This window comes from Butyrivibrio sp. INlla21 (assembly GCF_900116875.1).
Classification (GTDB): Bacteria; Bacillota; Clostridia; order Lachnospirales; family Lachnospiraceae; genus Butyrivibrio.
This window is the reverse complement of the sequence record NZ_FPCC01000002.1, coordinates 1-16,462: the sequence shown is the minus strand read 5'-3', so window position 1 is coordinate 16,462 and position 16,462 is coordinate 1. Positions and strand designations below refer to the sequence as shown.

Below are 16,462 nucleotides of genomic sequence, written 5' to 3'. Positions count from 1 at the left end.
TCAGTCCCCGCTGTCGAGCTTTAAGACGCTAAGGAAGGCTGCCTGCGGAACTTCAACGTTACCGATCTGGCGCATTTTCTTTTTACCTTCTTTTTGCTTCTCGAGAAGCTTCTTTTTACGGGTGATATCACCGCCGTAGCACTTGGCAAGAACGTCTTTTCTGTACGCCTTAACGGTTTCTCTTGCAATGATCTTGCCGCCGACTGCAGCCTGGATCGGAATCTCGAATAAGTGCCTCGGAATCTCTTCCTTAAGCCTTTCGCACATCTTGCGACCGCGCTCATAAGCCCCGTCCTTGTGAACGATAAACGAAAGAGCATCGACCTCTTCTCTGTTGATGAGGATATCAAGCTTAACAAGCTCAGATCTCTCATAACCCTTAAGCTCGTAATCAAATGAAGCATAGCCTCTGGATCTTGATTTGAGCGCATCAAAGAAATCATAGATGATCTCATTAAGAGGAAGCTCGTATTTAAGAATAGCTCTGGTCTGCTCTATATAATCTGTACTTAAGTATTTGCCGCGTCGTTCCTGGCAAAGCTGCATGATCGCACCGACATATTCCGTGGTAACCATGATCTCGCCGCTTACGATGGGCTCTTCCATATAGTCGATCTCAGTGGGATCCGGAAGATTCGTAGGATTGGTGAGGTCAAATACCGTTCCGTCATTCTTGTGAACCTTGTAAACAACGCCGGGCGCTGTGGTTACGAGGTTAAGATCATACTCTCTTTCAAGTCTTTCCTGGATAACTTCAAGGTGAAGCAGTCCGAGGAAACCGGCGCGGAATCCAAAACCGAGTGCCTGTGAAGTCTCGGGCTCATAGAAAAGAGAAGCATCATTGAGCTGCAGCTTTTCAAGAGCATCTCTAAGATCTGAATAGTGCGCGGAATCTGCAGGGTAAAGTCCGCAGTAAACCATGGGCATAACCTTCTTGTATCCGGGAAGTGCCTCTGCGCAAGGATTTGCTGAATCGGTAACAGTATCACCGACTCTTGTATCCTGAATATTCTTGATCGATGCGGTGAAGTATCCTACATCACCTGCTGAAAGATCGTCGCTTGGAATAAATCTTCCGGGACCGAAGTAACCGACTTCAACAACCTCGGCCTCTGCGCCTGTAGCCATAAAGCGGACCTTCATACCCTTCTTGATAACGCCGTCTCGTATTCTTACAAATACGATAACGCCTCTGTATGAATCATATATACTGTCGAAGATAAGTGCTGTAAGAGGCTTATTTGCATCTCCTGTAGGTGCAGGGATTTTCTGAACGACAGCTTCAAGAACCTCTTCGATTCCGATTCCGTTCTTAGCCGAAATAAGAGGAGCGTCGTGAGCCTCGATACCGATCACGTCCTCAATCTCTTCCTTGACCTCATCGGGCTGAGCGCTCGGAAGATCTATCTTGTTGATAACGGGAAATACATCAAGATCGTGATCGAGAGCCATATACACGTTGGCAAGAGTCTGCGCCTCTACACCCTGAGTAGCGTCTACGACAAGAATAGCTCCGTCGCAAGCCGCAAGGCTTCTTGAAACCTCATATCCGAAATCCACATGTCCGGGAGTATCAATCATATTGAAGGTATACTCTTCTCCGTCCTTGGCCTTGTAGATCATACGAACGGCCTGAGACTTGATCGTGATACCTCTCTCCCTCTCTATATCCATATTGTCGAGAACCTGGCTTGTCATCTCTCTCATTGTGAGAACGCCGGTCTTCTCGATCATTCTGTCGGCAAGAGTAGACTTACCGTGATCGATATGCGCAACAATACAAAAATTTCTTATCTTACTCTGGTCCACAAAAGTACCTCATTTCTATGATAAAAATACAATCACCCGTCGCCTGTTCTCGGGGGACAGAGCGATTTCATCTTCATATGATACCATGACACCGGACAAAAATCTATTGACAGTTTTGGTAATATCATCTAAACTATTTACCGTATGAGCATTAACTGTCCGTGTCCGGCTTAATGCGCACACGAACTTGACAATATTAGAAAATAAATTGGAGGTAACTATGGCAAATATTAAATCCGCCAAGAAGAGAGTACTTGTTAATCAGAAAAAAGCTGATAGAAATCAGATGATCAAGTCTGCAGTTAAGACAGAAATCAAGAAGGTTAGAGCTGCTATCGAGGCAGGTAACAAGGATGATGCTGCTAAGGCACTTCTTTCTGCTACAGCTGCTATCGATAAGGCTGAGTCAAAGGGAATCTTCAAGAAGAACACTGCTTCTAGAAAAGTTTCTCGTCTCGCTCTTGCCGTTAATAAGATGGCTTGATCGTTCTTTGAACAATATATTAGATAATAGCAAAACCTCATGTCTTCTCACCGACATGAGGTTTTTTATTATCTTTTTTCTTATTTTCTTTTCGAAAGTCTTTCGGCTCTCTCTCTCATTTCCTCAAGACTGCTCTTAAACTTCTCCGATACCATCGTAGGGTTTCCTAAGATAGTACGGTTTCTGTACCAGTCGTAGAAGTTCTTGATCGGCTTCGGAGTCATTCTCTCTTTTATAATACGATATTTAGCATAGAGCTCCGTAATCTCATCTCGGAAATTATCCATATATTCCGCTGATTCCGAGATCTTTTCTTTTACCTTGTCAAAAGAATTCTCGAGTACGTCACTGAGCGCATCAAGCCTCTCGGATATTCCGTCTGTTATACCGTTTCCGATATTAAGCGCCATATCACCGATACCTGCTGCCTTCTCACTGATACCTGAGGCAGTATTGATAATACCGTCCTTGATACCGTCTTTGACATCCTCAATACCTTCCATAACCTCTTCTCCCTTGAAGGCAATGATAACATCAAGTCTCTTCTGCATTCTCTGCATCTCACCCTTAGCCTTTTCCATATAGATAAGAACATCTCTGAGGTCGAGAGCGATCTTGAATGCCACCATGAAATCGCAGCTTATATATACAGTAAGGATCATGGTCACGATAGAAAGGATATTGTAGGGTATGGATAAAAGAGCTTGCTCAATAGGTATCTGCAAGAAATGCGTAAACACAACGGTCAGTACACCCCAAAAAAGCGTGGACTCAAGGCAGATATGTCCCTTGTAATTAAGGAATTTATGAGAATAGTCCCAATACCTCACCTTAAAAAGACTCTCCATCGTAACTCCCGTCACGTATTCAAGGACAGTGGCACCGACACAGCCCGCGATATATACGAGCAAAATATTATTGTAGAAGGGCTTGGATACGATAAGCATCATTATCCCGCCGCTTCCGTACAATGGCAAAAAGGGGCCTCTCATAAAGCCCCTGTTCACCGGATGTTTTTGTAATATTGAAACATAGGTTGATTCGAAACACCAACCAAAGAAACAATATGCATAAAATAAGAATAGCCACTGAAGCGGCAGATAGTTGAACATAATCCCCCTCGCTTATATCATGTTCTTTTTTATTTAAAAGCAAATTCCTATGCCCGATCACTGCTGAGGATTGGAAAAATCAATAACAGGATACTCAGGTGCTGTTGTCTTTTCTACTGAAATAGCCTTAAGCACAGGGCCTTCACCGTTATACTCGGGCACGAACTCCTTAACCACTTTGGCTGTAACAAGGACCCAATCCTTCTCCTGCAGTTCATCGGTCTTGTCATAGTCACATGCAAAGCCCAAAAACTGCATATCTTCAGCGCAGCATGTCATAGCCATTCTGCCGGGAACAAATCTTCCCTTGGGGAATTCCGGCGGAATAAGAACCATGCCTTTAAACTTAACGTTCTTGCCCTCGTATCTGTCTACGTGCTCAAGTCCGTCAAGATAAAACATGCCGTAGCCGTAGTTATTAAGCTCGATAGGATCACTGTTAAGATCAAAAGGAAGATCCTCATCGAGAGTTACATCTACCTCTCCGTTTCTGTCTTCAAATATGATGTCTGCCTTTTGATTTATGGCCTTAACGTTTCTCTTATAAGAAGCAAGGTCTTCAATTCCGTCGCAGCGATTGAATAATATCAGATCGGAATTACGAAGCTGCTCAGCCAAAAGAGATTTCATATTGCTAAAGTACAGTTCAAAGCTGGAAGCGTCGATTACCGTGATCTGCTGCTCAAGCTTCCACATAATGGGAAGTCTCATATTCTTGAAATTCCACATACCGTTGTACTCAATAAGAATACGCTCCGGATTGTACTTGGCATCAAGAGCGATCAGGGCATCGGGAGTAAAGTCCTCTTCATCCTCGATCATCTCGATAACGGTATTGGTGGACTTAAGAAGAGCTTCCTCATATTCGTTCTCGCCCTCTTCACATACGATAAGAAGTGTCTTACCTCTTGTCCTGAAATAGGGCTGATTGATCGTATATCGGAAAAAGTCTGTTTTTCCGCTGTCAAGAAAACCATTGATAATATATACGGGTTTCACTTTCTTTCTCCTTAATATCATAATCTGCGGAACATCTTCTCAAGATTAGCTTCATTAAGCTGTGATCCGATTACGCAGAACTTACCTGTAACATCGGCTGATCCTGTTCTGACATCAGCTTCTCCGGGAACATAATCAAACTCAATCCATGTTCCGTCTGTAGAAGGAACAACACCCTTTGTACGAAGAACGATACCGAAGGTCTCTTCATCCTCAAGCTTATCAAGCATGCCTTCGATCTCTTCCTTGGTATATTTAAGAGGAGTTTCCATGCCCCAGCTTGTAAATACATCTGCAGCGTCATGATGATGGTGGTGGTGATGTTCATGCTCATCCTCGTCATCATCGTGGTGATGGTGGCAGCAGTGATGCTCGTGCTCATCCTCATCGTCATCATCGTGGTGATGGTGGCAGCAGTGATGCTCGTGCTCGTCTTCGTCATCATCGTGGTGATGGTGGTGGTGTTCATGCTCATCCTCGTCGTCATCGTGGTGATGGTGGCAGCAGTGATGCTCGTGCTCATCCTCATCGTCATCGTGGTGATGGTGATGACAGCAACAATGCTCATCTTCATCCTCATCGTCGTCATGATCATGATGTGCGCTGTATACTACAGATCCATCCTCAGCTACAGTCTTGTGACTTCCGTGATGATGATGGTGGTGATGATGTTCCTCTTCTTCCATAACAAGCTTAAGAAGCTCTGCCTCAAGGTCATTGTTACCTTCGAATGTATCAAGGATCTCTTTTCCCGTAATCTCATTAAGAGGAGTTGTTATTATAGTAGCCTTGGGATTGTGCTCACGAATAAGCTCAACCGCCTGCTCGATCTTCTTCTGATCTGCCTTGTCTGTTCTTGTAAGAATGATCGTTCCGGCATTCTCAATCTGGTTAACGAAGAACTCACCGAAGTTCTTGATATAAACCTTAGCCTTGGATACGTCCACAACCGTAACCGCGCTGTTAAGTTCCATCTCCTCAGATGTGTCCGCAATATTCTGGATAGCTCTCATAACATCTGAAAGCTTACCTACTCCCGAAGGCTCGATAAGGATTCTCTCAGGTGAATACTGTTCCATAACCTGCTTAAGGCTTGTCTCGAAATCGCCTACAAGTGAGCAGCAGATACATCCCGAATTCATCTCTGTTATCTCGATTCCGGACTCCTTTAAGAATCCGCCGTCTATTCCGATCTCACCGAACTCATTCTCGATAAGAACTACTTTTGTACCGTTCAGTGCTTCCTTTAAAAGCTTCTTGATAAGAGTTGTCTTACCTGCTCCGAGAAAGCCCGAAATAATATCTATCTTTGTCATTTCTTTGCTCCATTCCGCACAATTCAATTGTGCAATAACACTACAACAAAATCTATTCTATTGACCTGTCATCGAAATGTCAAGGAGCTCGAAACAGCGATAATTTCTGGCATTCTCGTGTTATTGACCTTCTCCCGCGTCATCGGCAAGCTCCGTCTCTTCGGACTGTATTTTTGAATTGTCCTTTACCGAATCGTCAATGGTTTGAGCCGATTCTTCCGAAGTTTCCCCGGAAAGATCGTCTGAATCAATATCTTGCATATCGCCATGATCACCTGCATCCGGAGATGTAACAACGTCTGAAGTAGGAATACCTGTACCCAAATTATCATTATTTACATTTATATTTATATCAACATTCCCTTCATTATTCCCTGTACTTGACGTTGTTACTTCCGCGTTAGAGCCGGATGCTCCGGACGTCGCCTGATCCATGACTTCAGATATCGCTGCAGTCTCAGCGCTATCTGCGCCTTTGTTTCCGGACGATAGCTCTTTTACACTATCTGAAGCTCCAGGTCCTGCTGCAATCTCATCATCTCCGCTTCCAAAATCCATTCCGATAAGACTCATCATGCTTTTTCCCATTCTTGTCGAAAGAGATGCGGGTGCGATCGCATTGGATGTATTTATCGCAGCAACCTTGGTGTTGTACTTGGCGTTCTTTCCTTGGAACTTAAGATGTGCGGAAGCAACCTGTCCGTGCGCAAAGCCGCAGCTTACGCAGTAGCCTTCGAGCTGTCCGTCTTTTTTACCGCAGGAAAGAACTGTCGTCTGCTCAACATCCTCGATTTTTCCGTCTCTTTTTTTGGCTTCTTCTATTGAATAAACTTTTTCCCTATGTCTTGGGCTGTTAGCCACAAACTCTGCTCCGCAATACGAGCATCTGTACCTGTTATTTGCTGAGCCATCCGGATCGTCTTTAACCCAACCTCTGTCCGTAACACTCTGTTTGGTAGAAATAATATAAACGGTCTGTGTTTTGTAACAGCTGCTCGTGTGCTTGTGATAAACCGCGGTATTATAGCAACCGCCTTTGTCCGCTGCGCTTACAAGACTTGCGTTAACCGTCTTGCCTTTGCCGTTCTTGTGATAATGATATTCATACTCGATCTCAGCGGCCGTTTCGCCGGAATCCAGAACCATCTGCTGAGGTATGTTCTGAATAGCCTTGGCAAACTCTGCAAACGTGGCATCCTCGCCTATCTTAACTCCCTTTGTGAGCAATGCGGATGCCAATAACTTTTTTCCATTACTCACACGTTGAAAAACCTGGTCAAGCTTCTCGTTTACAGCAGTCGCCTTCGTATCGATATATTCTTTTACCCCGTTTATATCGGTTGTCATCTTGGTCTCGTAGCTGTTGAACTGCTGATCGAAGTTGTTATTTATCTCGGTAAACCTCTTGTCGCTTGAAGCGATGGCCTCATTGATCTTTTTATCATTGGAAGCGATAACTTCGTCATTTCTTTTACCCATCTCTTCTTCAAGGTCTGAGATCATTCCCGAAAGCTTACCGTACAGCTCATCAAATTTAAGATTGCTCTTTGAAAGAAGGTCTTTGCTATTTTGATCCATTTCGTTATTGAAAGCGGTAAGCTTATCAAGAAGCTCTTTGTATCGATCCATAGATTCCTTGGAAATATTCTCGTTTCCGCTGTTCACGGCTTTCTTGATCTCGTCCATGAGGTCCGTTGTCTTTTCCTTGGTGTCGTTGTAATCCTTGGTCAGCTTGTCGAGCTCTGAGTTGACCAAAGCAAACTCGGAAGCAATCTTTTCTTTGTCTGCTTTATTCTCTGAATCGATCATCTCTTTAAGAGTTTCAAGTCTTGTTTTTGTCTCACTTATATTCTGATGAATAGTTGAAAGATTTCCGGAAAGTGCTCCCGCCTTCTCGTTTACAACGTTCTTGTATTCATCACGACTGCCGTCATCTTCTTTGTTCTTCTCGGAAAAAGACTTTATATCCTCACTGTTGTCGGATATAGTTTCATCGATCTGAGAAAGATAATCATGAAGCTCATCAAGCTTCTTGCCGGTATCTTCTTTGTTCACGCGTTCGGATTCCTCGAATTTCTCCTGCGCGTTCGCAGTAACAACCGGCGTACTTAAGTAGATCAAACCTCCGCATAAGATGGTCGCTATAACTACGGACACTGCCACCACTCTCGTGTCGTGTCTTTTAAGCTTCTTAAGCAATAGCTTGACCGAATTGTTTTGTTTGTCCCATTTTTCTCTTAACTTCATATGCTTCCTTTCTGATCCTGCGCATGCAAAAAGGGCATAGAAAAAGACCTACCGCATCCGCAGTATTTTAATAATAAAAAGTGGAAATTTCTCGGATGATTATCCAAGATATGTCGAAAGAACTTCGACGAAAATTTATTATACAGAATCCCGGGCAAATTGCAAGTAAAAATTGAAAAGGCGCTTTCCGTCTACTTTGACAGCTTTATCAAATTGTATATATACTGTATTTGAATCTGACTTTCAGAAAAAAGGTTATTCGATATTTATGATAAAAAGATATTTCACCAAAAACGACATATTGCTGATCATAGGTATGCTCATTGCCTCGGGCCTTCTTATGCTTATCTTGTTGTTATCGCAAGAACGCGGAAGCACGGTTGTTATAAGCGTTGACGGAAAAGACGTTAAGTCTTTTTCATTGGATGAAGATACAAGATTTGTTATTGACGGCTATCACGGCGGAAGCAATGTCCTTGTTATCGAAAACGGAGAGGCTTTTCTTGAATCCGCATCCTGCCCGGATAAGCTGTGCGTAAATATGGGCAAGATCAGTAAAGTAGGACAATCGATCATATGTCTGCCAAACAAGGTCGTTATAGAAATTCGCGGAAAAGAAATTGAAGAGGAATACGACGCAGTCGTTGGATAAAAGAAATTGCTCAAGTAGGAAAAATGGATAGAAGAACAAAAACAAGCAAGATAACTTTATACGGAATATTTGCAGCGCTCGCTATGATACTTAGCTATGTGGAACTTCAGATACCGGCGTTCTTCGCGGTGCCGGGAATGAAGCTGGGGCTTACCAATATCGTAGTTGTTGTGGCTTTATATGTGCTTGGAGAAAAAAGTGCACTCTTTATAAATCTCATCAGAATACTGGTTGTATCGCTTCTATTCGGAACAGTGATGAGCCTTTGGTTCTCACTTGCCGGAGGAGTCCTGAGTACTCTCATCATGATACTTCTGAAAAGATGTGATAAGTTCAGTCCTGTAGGCGTCAGTGCTGCAGGCGGTATCACCCACAACATCGGTCAGATAATGATCGCAATGATCTTATTACAGACAAAATTCATTGTCTGGTATCTTCCCGCCTTGTGGATCTCAGGCGTTATAAGCGGCGTGATCATAGGAATTATCGGCGGCATTGTATGCAGGCATATAGGAAGCCAATCCTTGCATTAAACAAATATGTTTATCTACATAGAATTCAAATATCTACTTTTCATTTAAATGATCGCAAATATCCTTTGCCTGTTCGTAATAATACTTAAGATTTTCAGGCGTCAGATAATCCATTACATGCTTATATGCATCTTTTGATTTTTGTTCATCATCTACCTTTTCTTCTGATATCACTAATGAAGATTCATCGAATTCATCATTACTAGTAAAAAAAGTAGAATAAAAATGATCTTCTTCTGTCCCATCTTCTTTTATCAAAATTCTTGAATCATGAATACTTACATTGACAAAATTATTATCCTTATCCTTTATAGTAATAACTATGTTGCCTTCTTTTACCTTTACATCTTTTTCTTCCACTAAAATATCGCATTTATCAAAAAAAGCGCCGGAAAAATCTACGTTGTAATAAAATTTCGCATTCTGTTTTTCAATAAAAAGGCTGCTATCATCAGCAAATTCTATCATATATCCATTCTTATTTGCATTTTCAAGTATCCTTTCTTTTTCCCTCTTATCAGCGCCCTTTAAAATAAATAAAATTGCTCCTGAAATTAACGTAATAGACATTATAATTAGTAAAACAATTTTTATTTTTTTCAACCTAATACTCTCTCCCATTTCTACAATCATTCATGAAACCGAACGTCCTAAATCAATATCTGCTTGTCTCTGTTTCTTTGAGGTTTCTGGTCCCATATACTTCTTAGCAATTTCAAGGATATCCCTGTCATTTCCAAGCATTTCAAGAATAGTTATAGAGAAAATATTATCAAGATTCTCATCTGCATTTATAGAAACATCCTCAAAATAATAGAAAATATCCCTAAGCTTCTCATATTCAGTATCGGTCATTAACAGGTCAATCACCCTTGGCATAATTGATTCTTCAAAGAAAATTGTTGCCAGCATTTCACCATATTCTTCAATGTGTTTTTCCTTCTCACCCGCAATGTCAGGAAAAAAACGAATAGTTTGTTCAATAAAATTTTGAAGTGTCATATTTGCTCCCCTTAATTGAATAGATTGATTGCATATTCTAAATCATCCCTAAGTGCTTCCGCAATGTCCAAATCATTTAGCCCCAATTCTCCAGATGATATTAGTTTGTTTAAACCTTTTAATCGCTCCTGAGCCTTAATTAAGTGTTTTGAATTACCAGTACTAAATTCTTCAGCTAACTTGGCCGCTGTACCGCCATCTCCAACTTGAGCGCCACGTCGATACAACTCATTAGCAGTCTTCTCCAGTTTAGAATCTTGAATCTTTGAAAGCAATTTTTCTCTGATCGTCCCTTCTAATTCCGGGCAATTTTCAAGAACTTTTTTTACATTTTCACAAGACTTTGCGATATCATCTGTTTCATTGGCTACTTTTTAAACCACTCTTTCAGCATCGTCAAGCTTATCAACAACTCTTTCTACATCATCGATCTTATCGGCTACTCTCTCGATATCGTCTAATGAATTAACTACGGTCTCAGTAGCCTCGCCTGCGACTTCTGCTCCTTTGGCGACTTCTCCGCCCTTTGAAGCTTCTCCGAATTCTCCTCCAACGGCCATAGTTCCTATCGTTGTCAGAAGATAGCCTGCTGATTCATAGACCTCTTCTTTTTGCAATTATCAACAAACACCACCAAGTTCCTACCATTCAGGAGGATTCTTGATGGTGTCAAATAAAGCATTCTCATTAAATATCATTTACAGGAATCTCATAAATCGATTTCACATTGCAATCTGTTGGAACTAATGCATAATACTGCTGATCGTTATCAAGGACGAAGCTTACTACTTTCATCTTTTTATCTTTGTTCCAGTAGTTTTTTAGTTCTCCTTCGTAATCCTCAAAGTCTTCTTTCCAGTCAATCTGAAGAATATATCCGAGCTCCACGAGTTCAAAAACAATCAGCATTCCAAGCATTTCTTCTTTCTTCCTATCTTCAGAAAACTCTTCGCATTCAAACCAAACTTCCCTAAGATTGTATTTAGTCCAGAACTCATTATCGGAAATAGTACTATAATCGCTGATAAGCTCGTTTATCCTATCTTGGAAAATAGGAGGAACAATACCCTCAAGCTCTCTGTTGTTTGTTATTCCATTTGTTGCAACATCAAGATTGATTTCTTCCTTAACTGGCTTCATTATCTCTATACTATGAGCAATAATCTCACCATTCTTATAATGAGCAAGATCATAGGGATAATTCATATCATCCTTAAGTTCACTGTCATCAATCCCAAAGAGTTTTGAGATTGCTGCCGCTTCATAAGACCATAACCCTCTGTAATCCGCCCAGTCATTGGCAGCCTTAGGCCATCCCATGTCTGAATGGGCCTTAAGGTAATTTTTCATATAATCTTTTAGCATCTCTTTTGCTTTGGCTTTATCAGTTACAGCTACTTCACATATCGATGCTGCATTTTCATACGGTGACTCTCTGTAGAACTTTGTTGATCTGAATGATCTTTTTAGTCCGTAGCCTTCAGCAAGATAGCTTAATAAGATATCATCGATTTCATCTTTATCAAGCTTGTCTACTAATGGCTTTAACTTCTCTTTGCCAAGTTCAAGCATTATTCCTAATGAGAAGAATCTCAAAAAAACAATATAACCTACATCCTCAAGATTGAGCTGAACCGCATATTCTAAAAACATATCGAAAAGTTCTTCATAGCTTATATCAATACGGTCCATAGAATACTGTGCATCCAGAATATCTCTAAAATCAACAATTAAATCCTCTTTACAACTATATATAACTTCAAGATTTTTTTTTGGATATCGCTGAATCCCCTTCTGTTCGCATTCTTCTAAATCAATAATTTCACTTCTAATATCAGAAATATCCGGCACAGTCGCCTTCAAAACAATTTCTAAAAATTTTGAAGAACATCTTGTATCTCTCATGTATTTCTCCCTTAAGGCCATTCGCCAATTATTTTTCCAGTTTCATCAAGTCTAAATGTTGTTACTTTTCCAGTCTCATCTACTTTAGATAAAACCGAATCAACATGATCACCGTAAACAGCATCAGAAAAATGTAAGCAATGCTTCCTTTGTACGGATAAACCTCGCTCATCCACCACTGTCTGACATTATTGTAAGTATCGGCGACGTTCTTAAAGCCGACAAACAAAAGCTTCTCCGCCTCATGCTTGACGTTATCGTTCGCAGCACTACTCTCCGTAGCGTTTATAAGCTTTCCGATATTACCTGTCACAAGGATAAATAAATTGAGAACAAAAAGAAGTGCCACGCACACAGCCGTTACGGGCAAAAGACAAAACAAAAACTTAAACCCCTTGGCAATAAGCCCCAAGAACCATGAAAGCATGGAAAACACGGCTTTCAGCACCGATATAAAAAGACCTGCGACGGTTCCCGCCGCCATCGACAATAACGAAATCATCAGATATACTCTGCTCCCTTGCAAAACATTTCTTCTCAAATTTTATACGAAATAAAGCCCCGTGTCGAGCGAAACCATTCTTAAAATAAGGCTTTGCACTAAGCATCTCCCGGCGTAAGTCCGGTTCCAAAAAATATACGCTATACCGTTTTGCGGCATGTAAATCTAATGTTTTCTCTGAAATACATGTATACCCTTCACTCCTGAAAGCACAAAAAGCATGCACTTCTGTAAATTACCTCGAAGTGCATGCTCACGTACTTCCGTTATGAGCCGAAATGCAATTGAAATACCGATAAATCCAGCAAAACAGGCATGTAAAATTGACAAATACCATCATAAACATGCCTAAACTACAAATATTGGAATCATGTCACAGAATCAATCTTTAGTTTTTCTGTTTTATCCATTTATCTTGTTCAATGTCTCTGTAAGCAATCCATCCCAAAGGTAAATCAGCAACCTGATTAACAGTCGGATCGATATTGACCATTTCGTATAGTGAAATAATCATTGCGTCCTCTTCTTTCACCTCTTCGCCTTCTAGGACCTCCCACATTCCGTCGTCTTCATCATGTGATACCAACACTATACTTTTTTCTTTACTAACAATGTTTTTTGTAGTAATTACCATCGTGTTTTTGTCGTCAATAAATTCGTATTTCATATTAATCTTCAAGCGCCGTTTCACATAAAATACTTCTCTACTTCCTCACAGTGTTTTAATGTGTTTAATCCCATGTAGTTTTTACATTGATTGAGAATTTCATGACCTTGATCAGCTATCTTCTCAATTACAGTAAAATCCAACACCTCACATATCTTCACTTCTTCGGATAATGCCATTTTTTCCAAAAAAGCAAATGCTTTTGTTATTTCTGACTCCTTACCATTTTTTATAATTTCTAAAATATAAGGAACCACCACCATACCAAAGGCGACATGCATACCGTCGGTTTCATCAATTAGATTCTCTTTTTCTTTTGTTTCAAAAAACAATTGACCTTCAGAATTTTCCTGTTTGAAGGACTTATATAAATTCATGTATTCCATCTTTTACCTTCCCAATGCATTATGAAGCTCTTCCACTAGTTTTGTGGCCAATTCTCTATCCGATGAGTTTAAATTTTGAGTTAAAATCTTGTTTTCTATATACTTTGCCATATCAATTCCCTTTTGAACATGGGAACCATGATTTCTTCCCAACATCAATCCAGTTTCTTTCTCAAACCTAATAACATCGGCAGTACCCCCATCACCTATAAATGATTTTCCTCTATATAACTCCTTTATAGCATTCTCCAACTGAGGATTATCTACTTGATCTAACAATTTTTCTTCTTCAGCAACTTTTTCAACTCTTTTAAGTACTCGGGAATTACATAACAAAACCAAAAGGAAAACCAGTTTTAGTACCTATTAACGACAAGCGACCTGAATTCAACTTGGCCGCAGAAGATTTTAAAGAATACATGGAGGACAAATAATATGTCAAATAGTAAAGTAATCACAGGCCCTGAAACCAGATTCTCATATGCAAATGTATGGGATCCCAAGCCATTAGCCGCGATATTCTCTGCAACTCCATGAAAAACCTGTCCGCATATAATATCTGCGCACATGTCCATGACGAAGTAATCATAGAGTGCCCTATGGATAAATCCGTTGATTATATCTGCAAACAAATGGCTATAATTCCATCCTGGGCAAACGGCCTCCTTCGAGCTGATGGCTATGAATCAACGTTTTATAAAAAAGATTAAAAGAAAAGCAATCTTCCAGGAATAGGCTCCAATTGCCCAAACAGAAGATTGCTTTTTAGCTCATTATCACTTCTTTTTAACCTAAAGTTCTTCTAGCATCTCTTGATACCACTTTTCAAATATATCATTTGCATTCTCATCTGTATTCGAAAAAATCTCATCATATTGATAATCGGCTTTAAGCTTATTATTCTTAACATCATATACAAGCTTAATTTCTGTTGGCATATCCGCTTCATATTCAGCGCAAGCCGAAATCAACCTATCCATATCATCAAATAATATTTTCATGCATGCCTTTTGCCTATCTATACTTACATCATATCCCGCCGGTAATTTACTCTTTTTATATAATTCTCCATCTACTATATAGAAATAATTACAAGTCATTGCATTTGATTCATATGACCCATAAATAAACATTTTATCTGCTTTTCCTTCAACATATTCTAAGCATATAGCTACCATATCCGCTTGAATATCCGAAAAAACGTGTTCAAATCCTTCTTTCATAATCTTACTACTCACACTAAAAGTTTTACTCCGCTAGATTCAACCCACCTCTTGATTTCATCCAGCCACTTCAATAGCCTTTCAGATGGCTCCACTCGTAATTTCAGCTTAATAAAAATATTATCAGAACTGATACCTGGAAAATCTTTTTTAAACTCTGCCCCTTTAATATAATTCAAGTAGTTTTCAATCTTATCAAGCAACTGAGATTGTAATTCCTCAGAATCTTCAAGCACATCAGGCACTATGATAACTAAATCAATTCCACCATCAACTCTTTTACCGATAATGTCAATTGAATTTGTGTCCATATTTTTCAGCTCCTATTTTTCAATATTTTTATCATACTATATGTTTTCAAATTCTTTGTATCTCTTGTCTCAGCATATAACAATGGCATTTCAGATGCCAATACCGAGTATACTTCGCCATATTCTAAGTCAATATACTTTTCTAATACAGATAATATTGTTTTCTCAATAGATGCATTATAATCATTCTCTTTAATAATAACAGATATATACGAAGCATTTCTTTCACATAAAAAATCATAATCAAATGATGCTACTTTATAATTCTTAGGTAAAGAATATAACGAAAAACTCAAAGGCAAATCGCCTCCATTTATGCTTTCAAAAATTTCTTTTTCTTTACGCTTTACAGTCATTATTTTTCCAGAAGAAAACTTTCCATTTTTTATACCAATGTGAGTGTGCTCATACCCTAAATTATCTATTATTTCTTTAATATCTGTATAAAATTCTATCCAATTTCCTTTTTCTGCTCCCCACATTGTTATTGAAATTTTTATATCTTTCATATCAATCACCGCCTATATTCCTGATTCTAATGGTTCCAGCCCTTTCTTTCCCTATAATTTCCTGATTAGATTTCATCCTATCAATTAAATCTTTTGGATTATCTGTTTTGCTCGGAACTTCTACCTGATCAATTGTTCCATCTGGTCTTACTCCCATAATATCCGGTCTTCTATTAGGCTTTGCATCAGGTATCTCATTACTCAGCCCTTTATTAACATATATTTTTTCATATTCCCCACTCTGCTTCATAGCTTCAACTTCATCAAGTATAGTCTCCCAATGTCCATCTGTACCATTTGTATGCGGCTTGCTAGGCAATATTACCTCCGGATTGTAGTTCTTTGCATACTTTCCTGCCTTTGTAACATCTTCTGCAGTATCTCCAGTAGCTTTTGCAACATCCTCCGCAGTATCGCCGGCCACTTTCGTAACGTCGCTCGTTCCATCGACAGCCTTTTCTACCTTCTTAACATTTTCCGCTTGTATATTTGTTCCAATCCAATCTTTGTATTGACTAGGCAAGGCTTTACCGTTTGGACCAACATAATAATTCGCGTCAGAACCAATTTTTGCCACATCATCCGTAGCACCTGCTGCAACTTCTGCAGCGTCGTCTATCTTCTTTAAGGTGACCTCTGCGGCATCGCCTGCTTTATCTACTACTTTCTCTACATCGTCAAGCTTATCGACAACTCTTTCAACATCATCGATCTTATCGGCTACTCTCTCAATATCGTCTAATGAGTTTACTACGGTCTCAGTAGCTTCGCCTGCGACTTCTGCTCCTTTGGCGACTTCTCCGCC

Annotated in this window: 21 protein-coding genes; 3 read left to right on the top strand and 18 right to left on the bottom strand. The window is 39.9% G+C overall.

Features of this window, described 5'->3' with window-relative positions:
- Positions 1-1,809 (bottom strand): translation elongation factor 4, encoded by a 1,809-nt coding sequence (gene lepA, locus BM377_RS00115; RefSeq protein WP_092241827.1) that lies wholly within the window; start codon positions 1,807-1,809, stop codon positions 1-3.
- 220 nt (positions 1,810-2,029) lie between these two features.
- Here lepA and rpsT point away from each other — a divergent pair, with 220 nt between their 5' ends.
- Entirely contained in the window at positions 2,030-2,293 is a 264-nt protein-coding gene (rpsT, locus tag BM377_RS00110; protein ID WP_092241825.1) for a 30S ribosomal protein S20, read from the top strand.
- Between the two features lie 80 nt (positions 2,294-2,373).
- Here rpsT and BM377_RS00105 read toward each other — a convergent pair whose 3' ends face one another.
- The 4 genes from BM377_RS00105 to BM377_RS00090 form a co-directional block, all read right to left on the bottom strand.
- A complete protein-coding gene (locus BM377_RS00105) occupies positions 2,374-3,405 on the bottom strand; it encodes a putative ABC transporter permease (RefSeq protein WP_092241822.1) in 1,032 nt (343 codons plus the stop codon).
- Between the two features lie 57 nt (positions 3,406-3,462).
- Positions 3,463-4,404, bottom strand: coding sequence for a TIGR03943 family putative permease subunit (locus BM377_RS00100; protein WP_242948054.1), 942 nt, complete (start codon positions 4,402-4,404; stop codon positions 3,463-3,465).
- Between the two features lie 17 nt (positions 4,405-4,421).
- A complete protein-coding gene (locus tag BM377_RS00095; RefSeq protein ID WP_092241820.1) occupies positions 4,422-5,720 on the bottom strand; it encodes a GTP-binding protein in 1,299 nt (432 codons plus the stop codon).
- 120 nt (positions 5,721-5,840) lie between these two features.
- Entirely contained in the window at positions 5,841-7,967 is a 2,127-nt protein-coding gene (locus tag BM377_RS00090; RefSeq protein ID WP_092241818.1) for a hypothetical protein, read from the bottom strand.
- Positions 7,968-8,235: 268 nt separating this feature from the next.
- On the opposite strand from BM377_RS00090, the gene BM377_RS00085 reads away from it, so the two are divergent.
- Both BM377_RS00085 and BM377_RS00080 read left to right on the top strand, forming a co-directional pair.
- Positions 8,236-8,619: a NusG domain II-containing protein gene (locus BM377_RS00085; protein WP_092241817.1), complete on the top strand. Its 384-nt coding sequence runs from the start codon at positions 8,236-8,238 to the stop codon at positions 8,617-8,619.
- Positions 8,620-8,642: 23 nt separating this feature from the next.
- Positions 8,643-9,152 (top strand): Gx transporter family protein, encoded by a 510-nt coding sequence (locus tag BM377_RS00080; protein WP_092241814.1) that lies wholly within the window; start codon positions 8,643-8,645, stop codon positions 9,150-9,152.
- 33 nt (positions 9,153-9,185) lie between these two features.
- On the opposite strand, the gene BM377_RS00075 is transcribed toward BM377_RS00080, so the two are convergent.
- The 13 genes from BM377_RS00075 to BM377_RS16175 form a co-directional block, all read right to left on the bottom strand.
- Positions 9,186-9,785 carry a hypothetical protein gene (locus BM377_RS00075; protein ID WP_092241811.1) on the bottom strand — a complete coding sequence of 200 codons (600 nt, stop codon included), beginning with the start codon at positions 9,783-9,785 and terminating at the stop codon, positions 9,186-9,188.
- Positions 9,786-10,154, bottom strand: a complete 369-nt coding sequence (locus tag BM377_RS00070; RefSeq protein ID WP_092241810.1) for a DUF7674 family protein — start codon at positions 10,152-10,154, stop codon at positions 9,786-9,788.
- 11 nt (positions 10,155-10,165) lie between these two features.
- Entirely contained in the window at positions 10,166-10,429 is a 264-nt protein-coding gene (locus BM377_RS00065) for a hypothetical protein (protein WP_092241809.1), read from the bottom strand.
- Positions 10,430-10,528: 99 nt separating this feature from the next.
- The gene (locus BM377_RS00060) at positions 10,529-10,771 is read right to left on the bottom strand and encodes a hypothetical protein (protein ID WP_092241805.1); all 243 of its coding nucleotides are present in this window, start codon (positions 10,769-10,771) and stop codon (positions 10,529-10,531) included.
- Positions 10,772-10,841: 70 nt separating this feature from the next.
- Positions 10,842-12,059 carry a PoNe immunity protein domain-containing protein gene (locus tag BM377_RS00055; protein WP_177223741.1) on the bottom strand — a complete coding sequence of 406 codons (1,218 nt, stop codon included), beginning with the start codon at positions 12,057-12,059 and terminating at the stop codon, positions 10,842-10,844.
- 79 nt (positions 12,060-12,138) lie between these two features.
- Positions 12,139-12,561, bottom strand: coding sequence for a hypothetical protein (locus tag BM377_RS16180; protein WP_177223740.1), 423 nt, complete (start codon positions 12,559-12,561; stop codon positions 12,139-12,141).
- Between the two features lie 388 nt (positions 12,562-12,949).
- Positions 12,950-13,228, bottom strand: coding sequence for a hypothetical protein (locus BM377_RS00045; RefSeq protein WP_092241800.1), 279 nt, complete (start codon positions 13,226-13,228; stop codon positions 12,950-12,952).
- 20 nt (positions 13,229-13,248) lie between these two features.
- A complete protein-coding gene (locus BM377_RS00040) occupies positions 13,249-13,614 on the bottom strand; it encodes a DUF7674 family protein (protein WP_092241797.1) in 366 nt (121 codons plus the stop codon).
- A gap of 3 nt (positions 13,615-13,617) precedes the next feature.
- Entirely contained in the window at positions 13,618-13,893 is a 276-nt protein-coding gene (locus tag BM377_RS00035; RefSeq protein WP_092241791.1) for a hypothetical protein, read from the bottom strand.
- Positions 13,894-14,405: 512 nt separating this feature from the next.
- Positions 14,406-14,837 carry a DUF600 family protein gene (locus tag BM377_RS00025; RefSeq protein ID WP_143104437.1) on the bottom strand — a complete coding sequence of 144 codons (432 nt, stop codon included), beginning with the start codon at positions 14,835-14,837 and terminating at the stop codon, positions 14,406-14,408.
- Positions 14,838-14,848: 11 nt separating this feature from the next.
- Positions 14,849-15,148, bottom strand: coding sequence for a DUF6572 domain-containing protein (locus BM377_RS00020; protein ID WP_074461400.1), 300 nt, complete (start codon positions 15,146-15,148; stop codon positions 14,849-14,851).
- Between the two features lie 5 nt (positions 15,149-15,153).
- Positions 15,154-15,657 (bottom strand): hypothetical protein, encoded by a 504-nt coding sequence (locus BM377_RS00015; protein ID WP_092241781.1) that lies wholly within the window; start codon positions 15,655-15,657, stop codon positions 15,154-15,156.
- Between the two features lies 1 nt (position 15,658).
- Positions 15,659-16,462 (bottom strand): hypothetical protein (locus BM377_RS16175; protein WP_092241778.1); only part of this gene is annotated, 804 nt, incomplete at its 5' end.

Bases quoted from the DNA above. Each gene is read 5' to 3' on its own strand.
- rpsT (WP_092241825.1), top strand. From the start codon at position 2,030: ATGGCAAATATTAAATCCGCCAAGAAGAGAGTACTTGTTAATCAGAAA.
- BM377_RS00105 (WP_092241822.1), bottom strand. From the start codon at position 3,405: ATGTTCAACTATCTGCCGCTTCAGTGGCTATTCTTATTTTATGCATAT.
- BM377_RS00095 (WP_092241820.1), bottom strand. From the start codon at position 5,720: ATGACAAAGATAGATATTATTTCGGGCTTTCTCGGAGCAGGTAAGACA.
- BM377_RS00090 (WP_092241818.1), bottom strand. From the start codon at position 7,967: ATGAAGTTAAGAGAAAAATGGGACAAACAAAACAATTCGGTCAAGCTA.
- BM377_RS00085 (WP_092241817.1), top strand. From the start codon at position 8,236: ATGATAAAAAGATATTTCACCAAAAACGACATATTGCTGATCATAGGT.
- BM377_RS00080 (WP_092241814.1), top strand. From the start codon at position 8,643: ATGGATAGAAGAACAAAAACAAGCAAGATAACTTTATACGGAATATTT.
- BM377_RS00075 (WP_092241811.1), bottom strand. From the start codon at position 9,785: ATGATTGTAGAAATGGGAGAGAGTATTAGGTTGAAAAAAATAAAAATT.
- BM377_RS00070 (WP_092241810.1), bottom strand. From the start codon at position 10,154: ATGACACTTCAAAATTTTATTGAACAAACTATTCGTTTTTTTCCTGAC.
- BM377_RS00055 (WP_177223741.1), bottom strand. From the start codon at position 12,059: ATGAGAGATACAAGATGTTCTTCAAAATTTTTAGAAATTGTTTTGAAG.
- BM377_RS16180 (WP_177223740.1), bottom strand. From the start codon at position 12,561: ATGATTTCGTTATTGTCGATGGCGGCGGGAACCGTCGCAGGTCTTTTT.
- BM377_RS00045 (WP_092241800.1), bottom strand. From the start codon at position 13,228: ATGAAATACGAATTTATTGACGACAAAAACACGATGGTAATTACTACA.
- BM377_RS00040 (WP_092241797.1), bottom strand. From the start codon at position 13,614: ATGGAATACATGAATTTATATAAGTCCTTCAAACAGGAAAATTCTGAA.
- BM377_RS00025 (WP_143104437.1), bottom strand. From the start codon at position 14,837: ATGAAAGAAGGATTTGAACACGTTTTTTCGGATATTCAAGCGGATATG.
- BM377_RS00020 (WP_074461400.1), bottom strand. From the start codon at position 15,148: ATGGACACAAATTCAATTGACATTATCGGTAAAAGAGTTGATGGTGGA.
- BM377_RS00015 (WP_092241781.1), bottom strand. From the start codon at position 15,657: ATGAAAGATATAAAAATTTCAATAACAATGTGGGGAGCAGAAAAAGGA.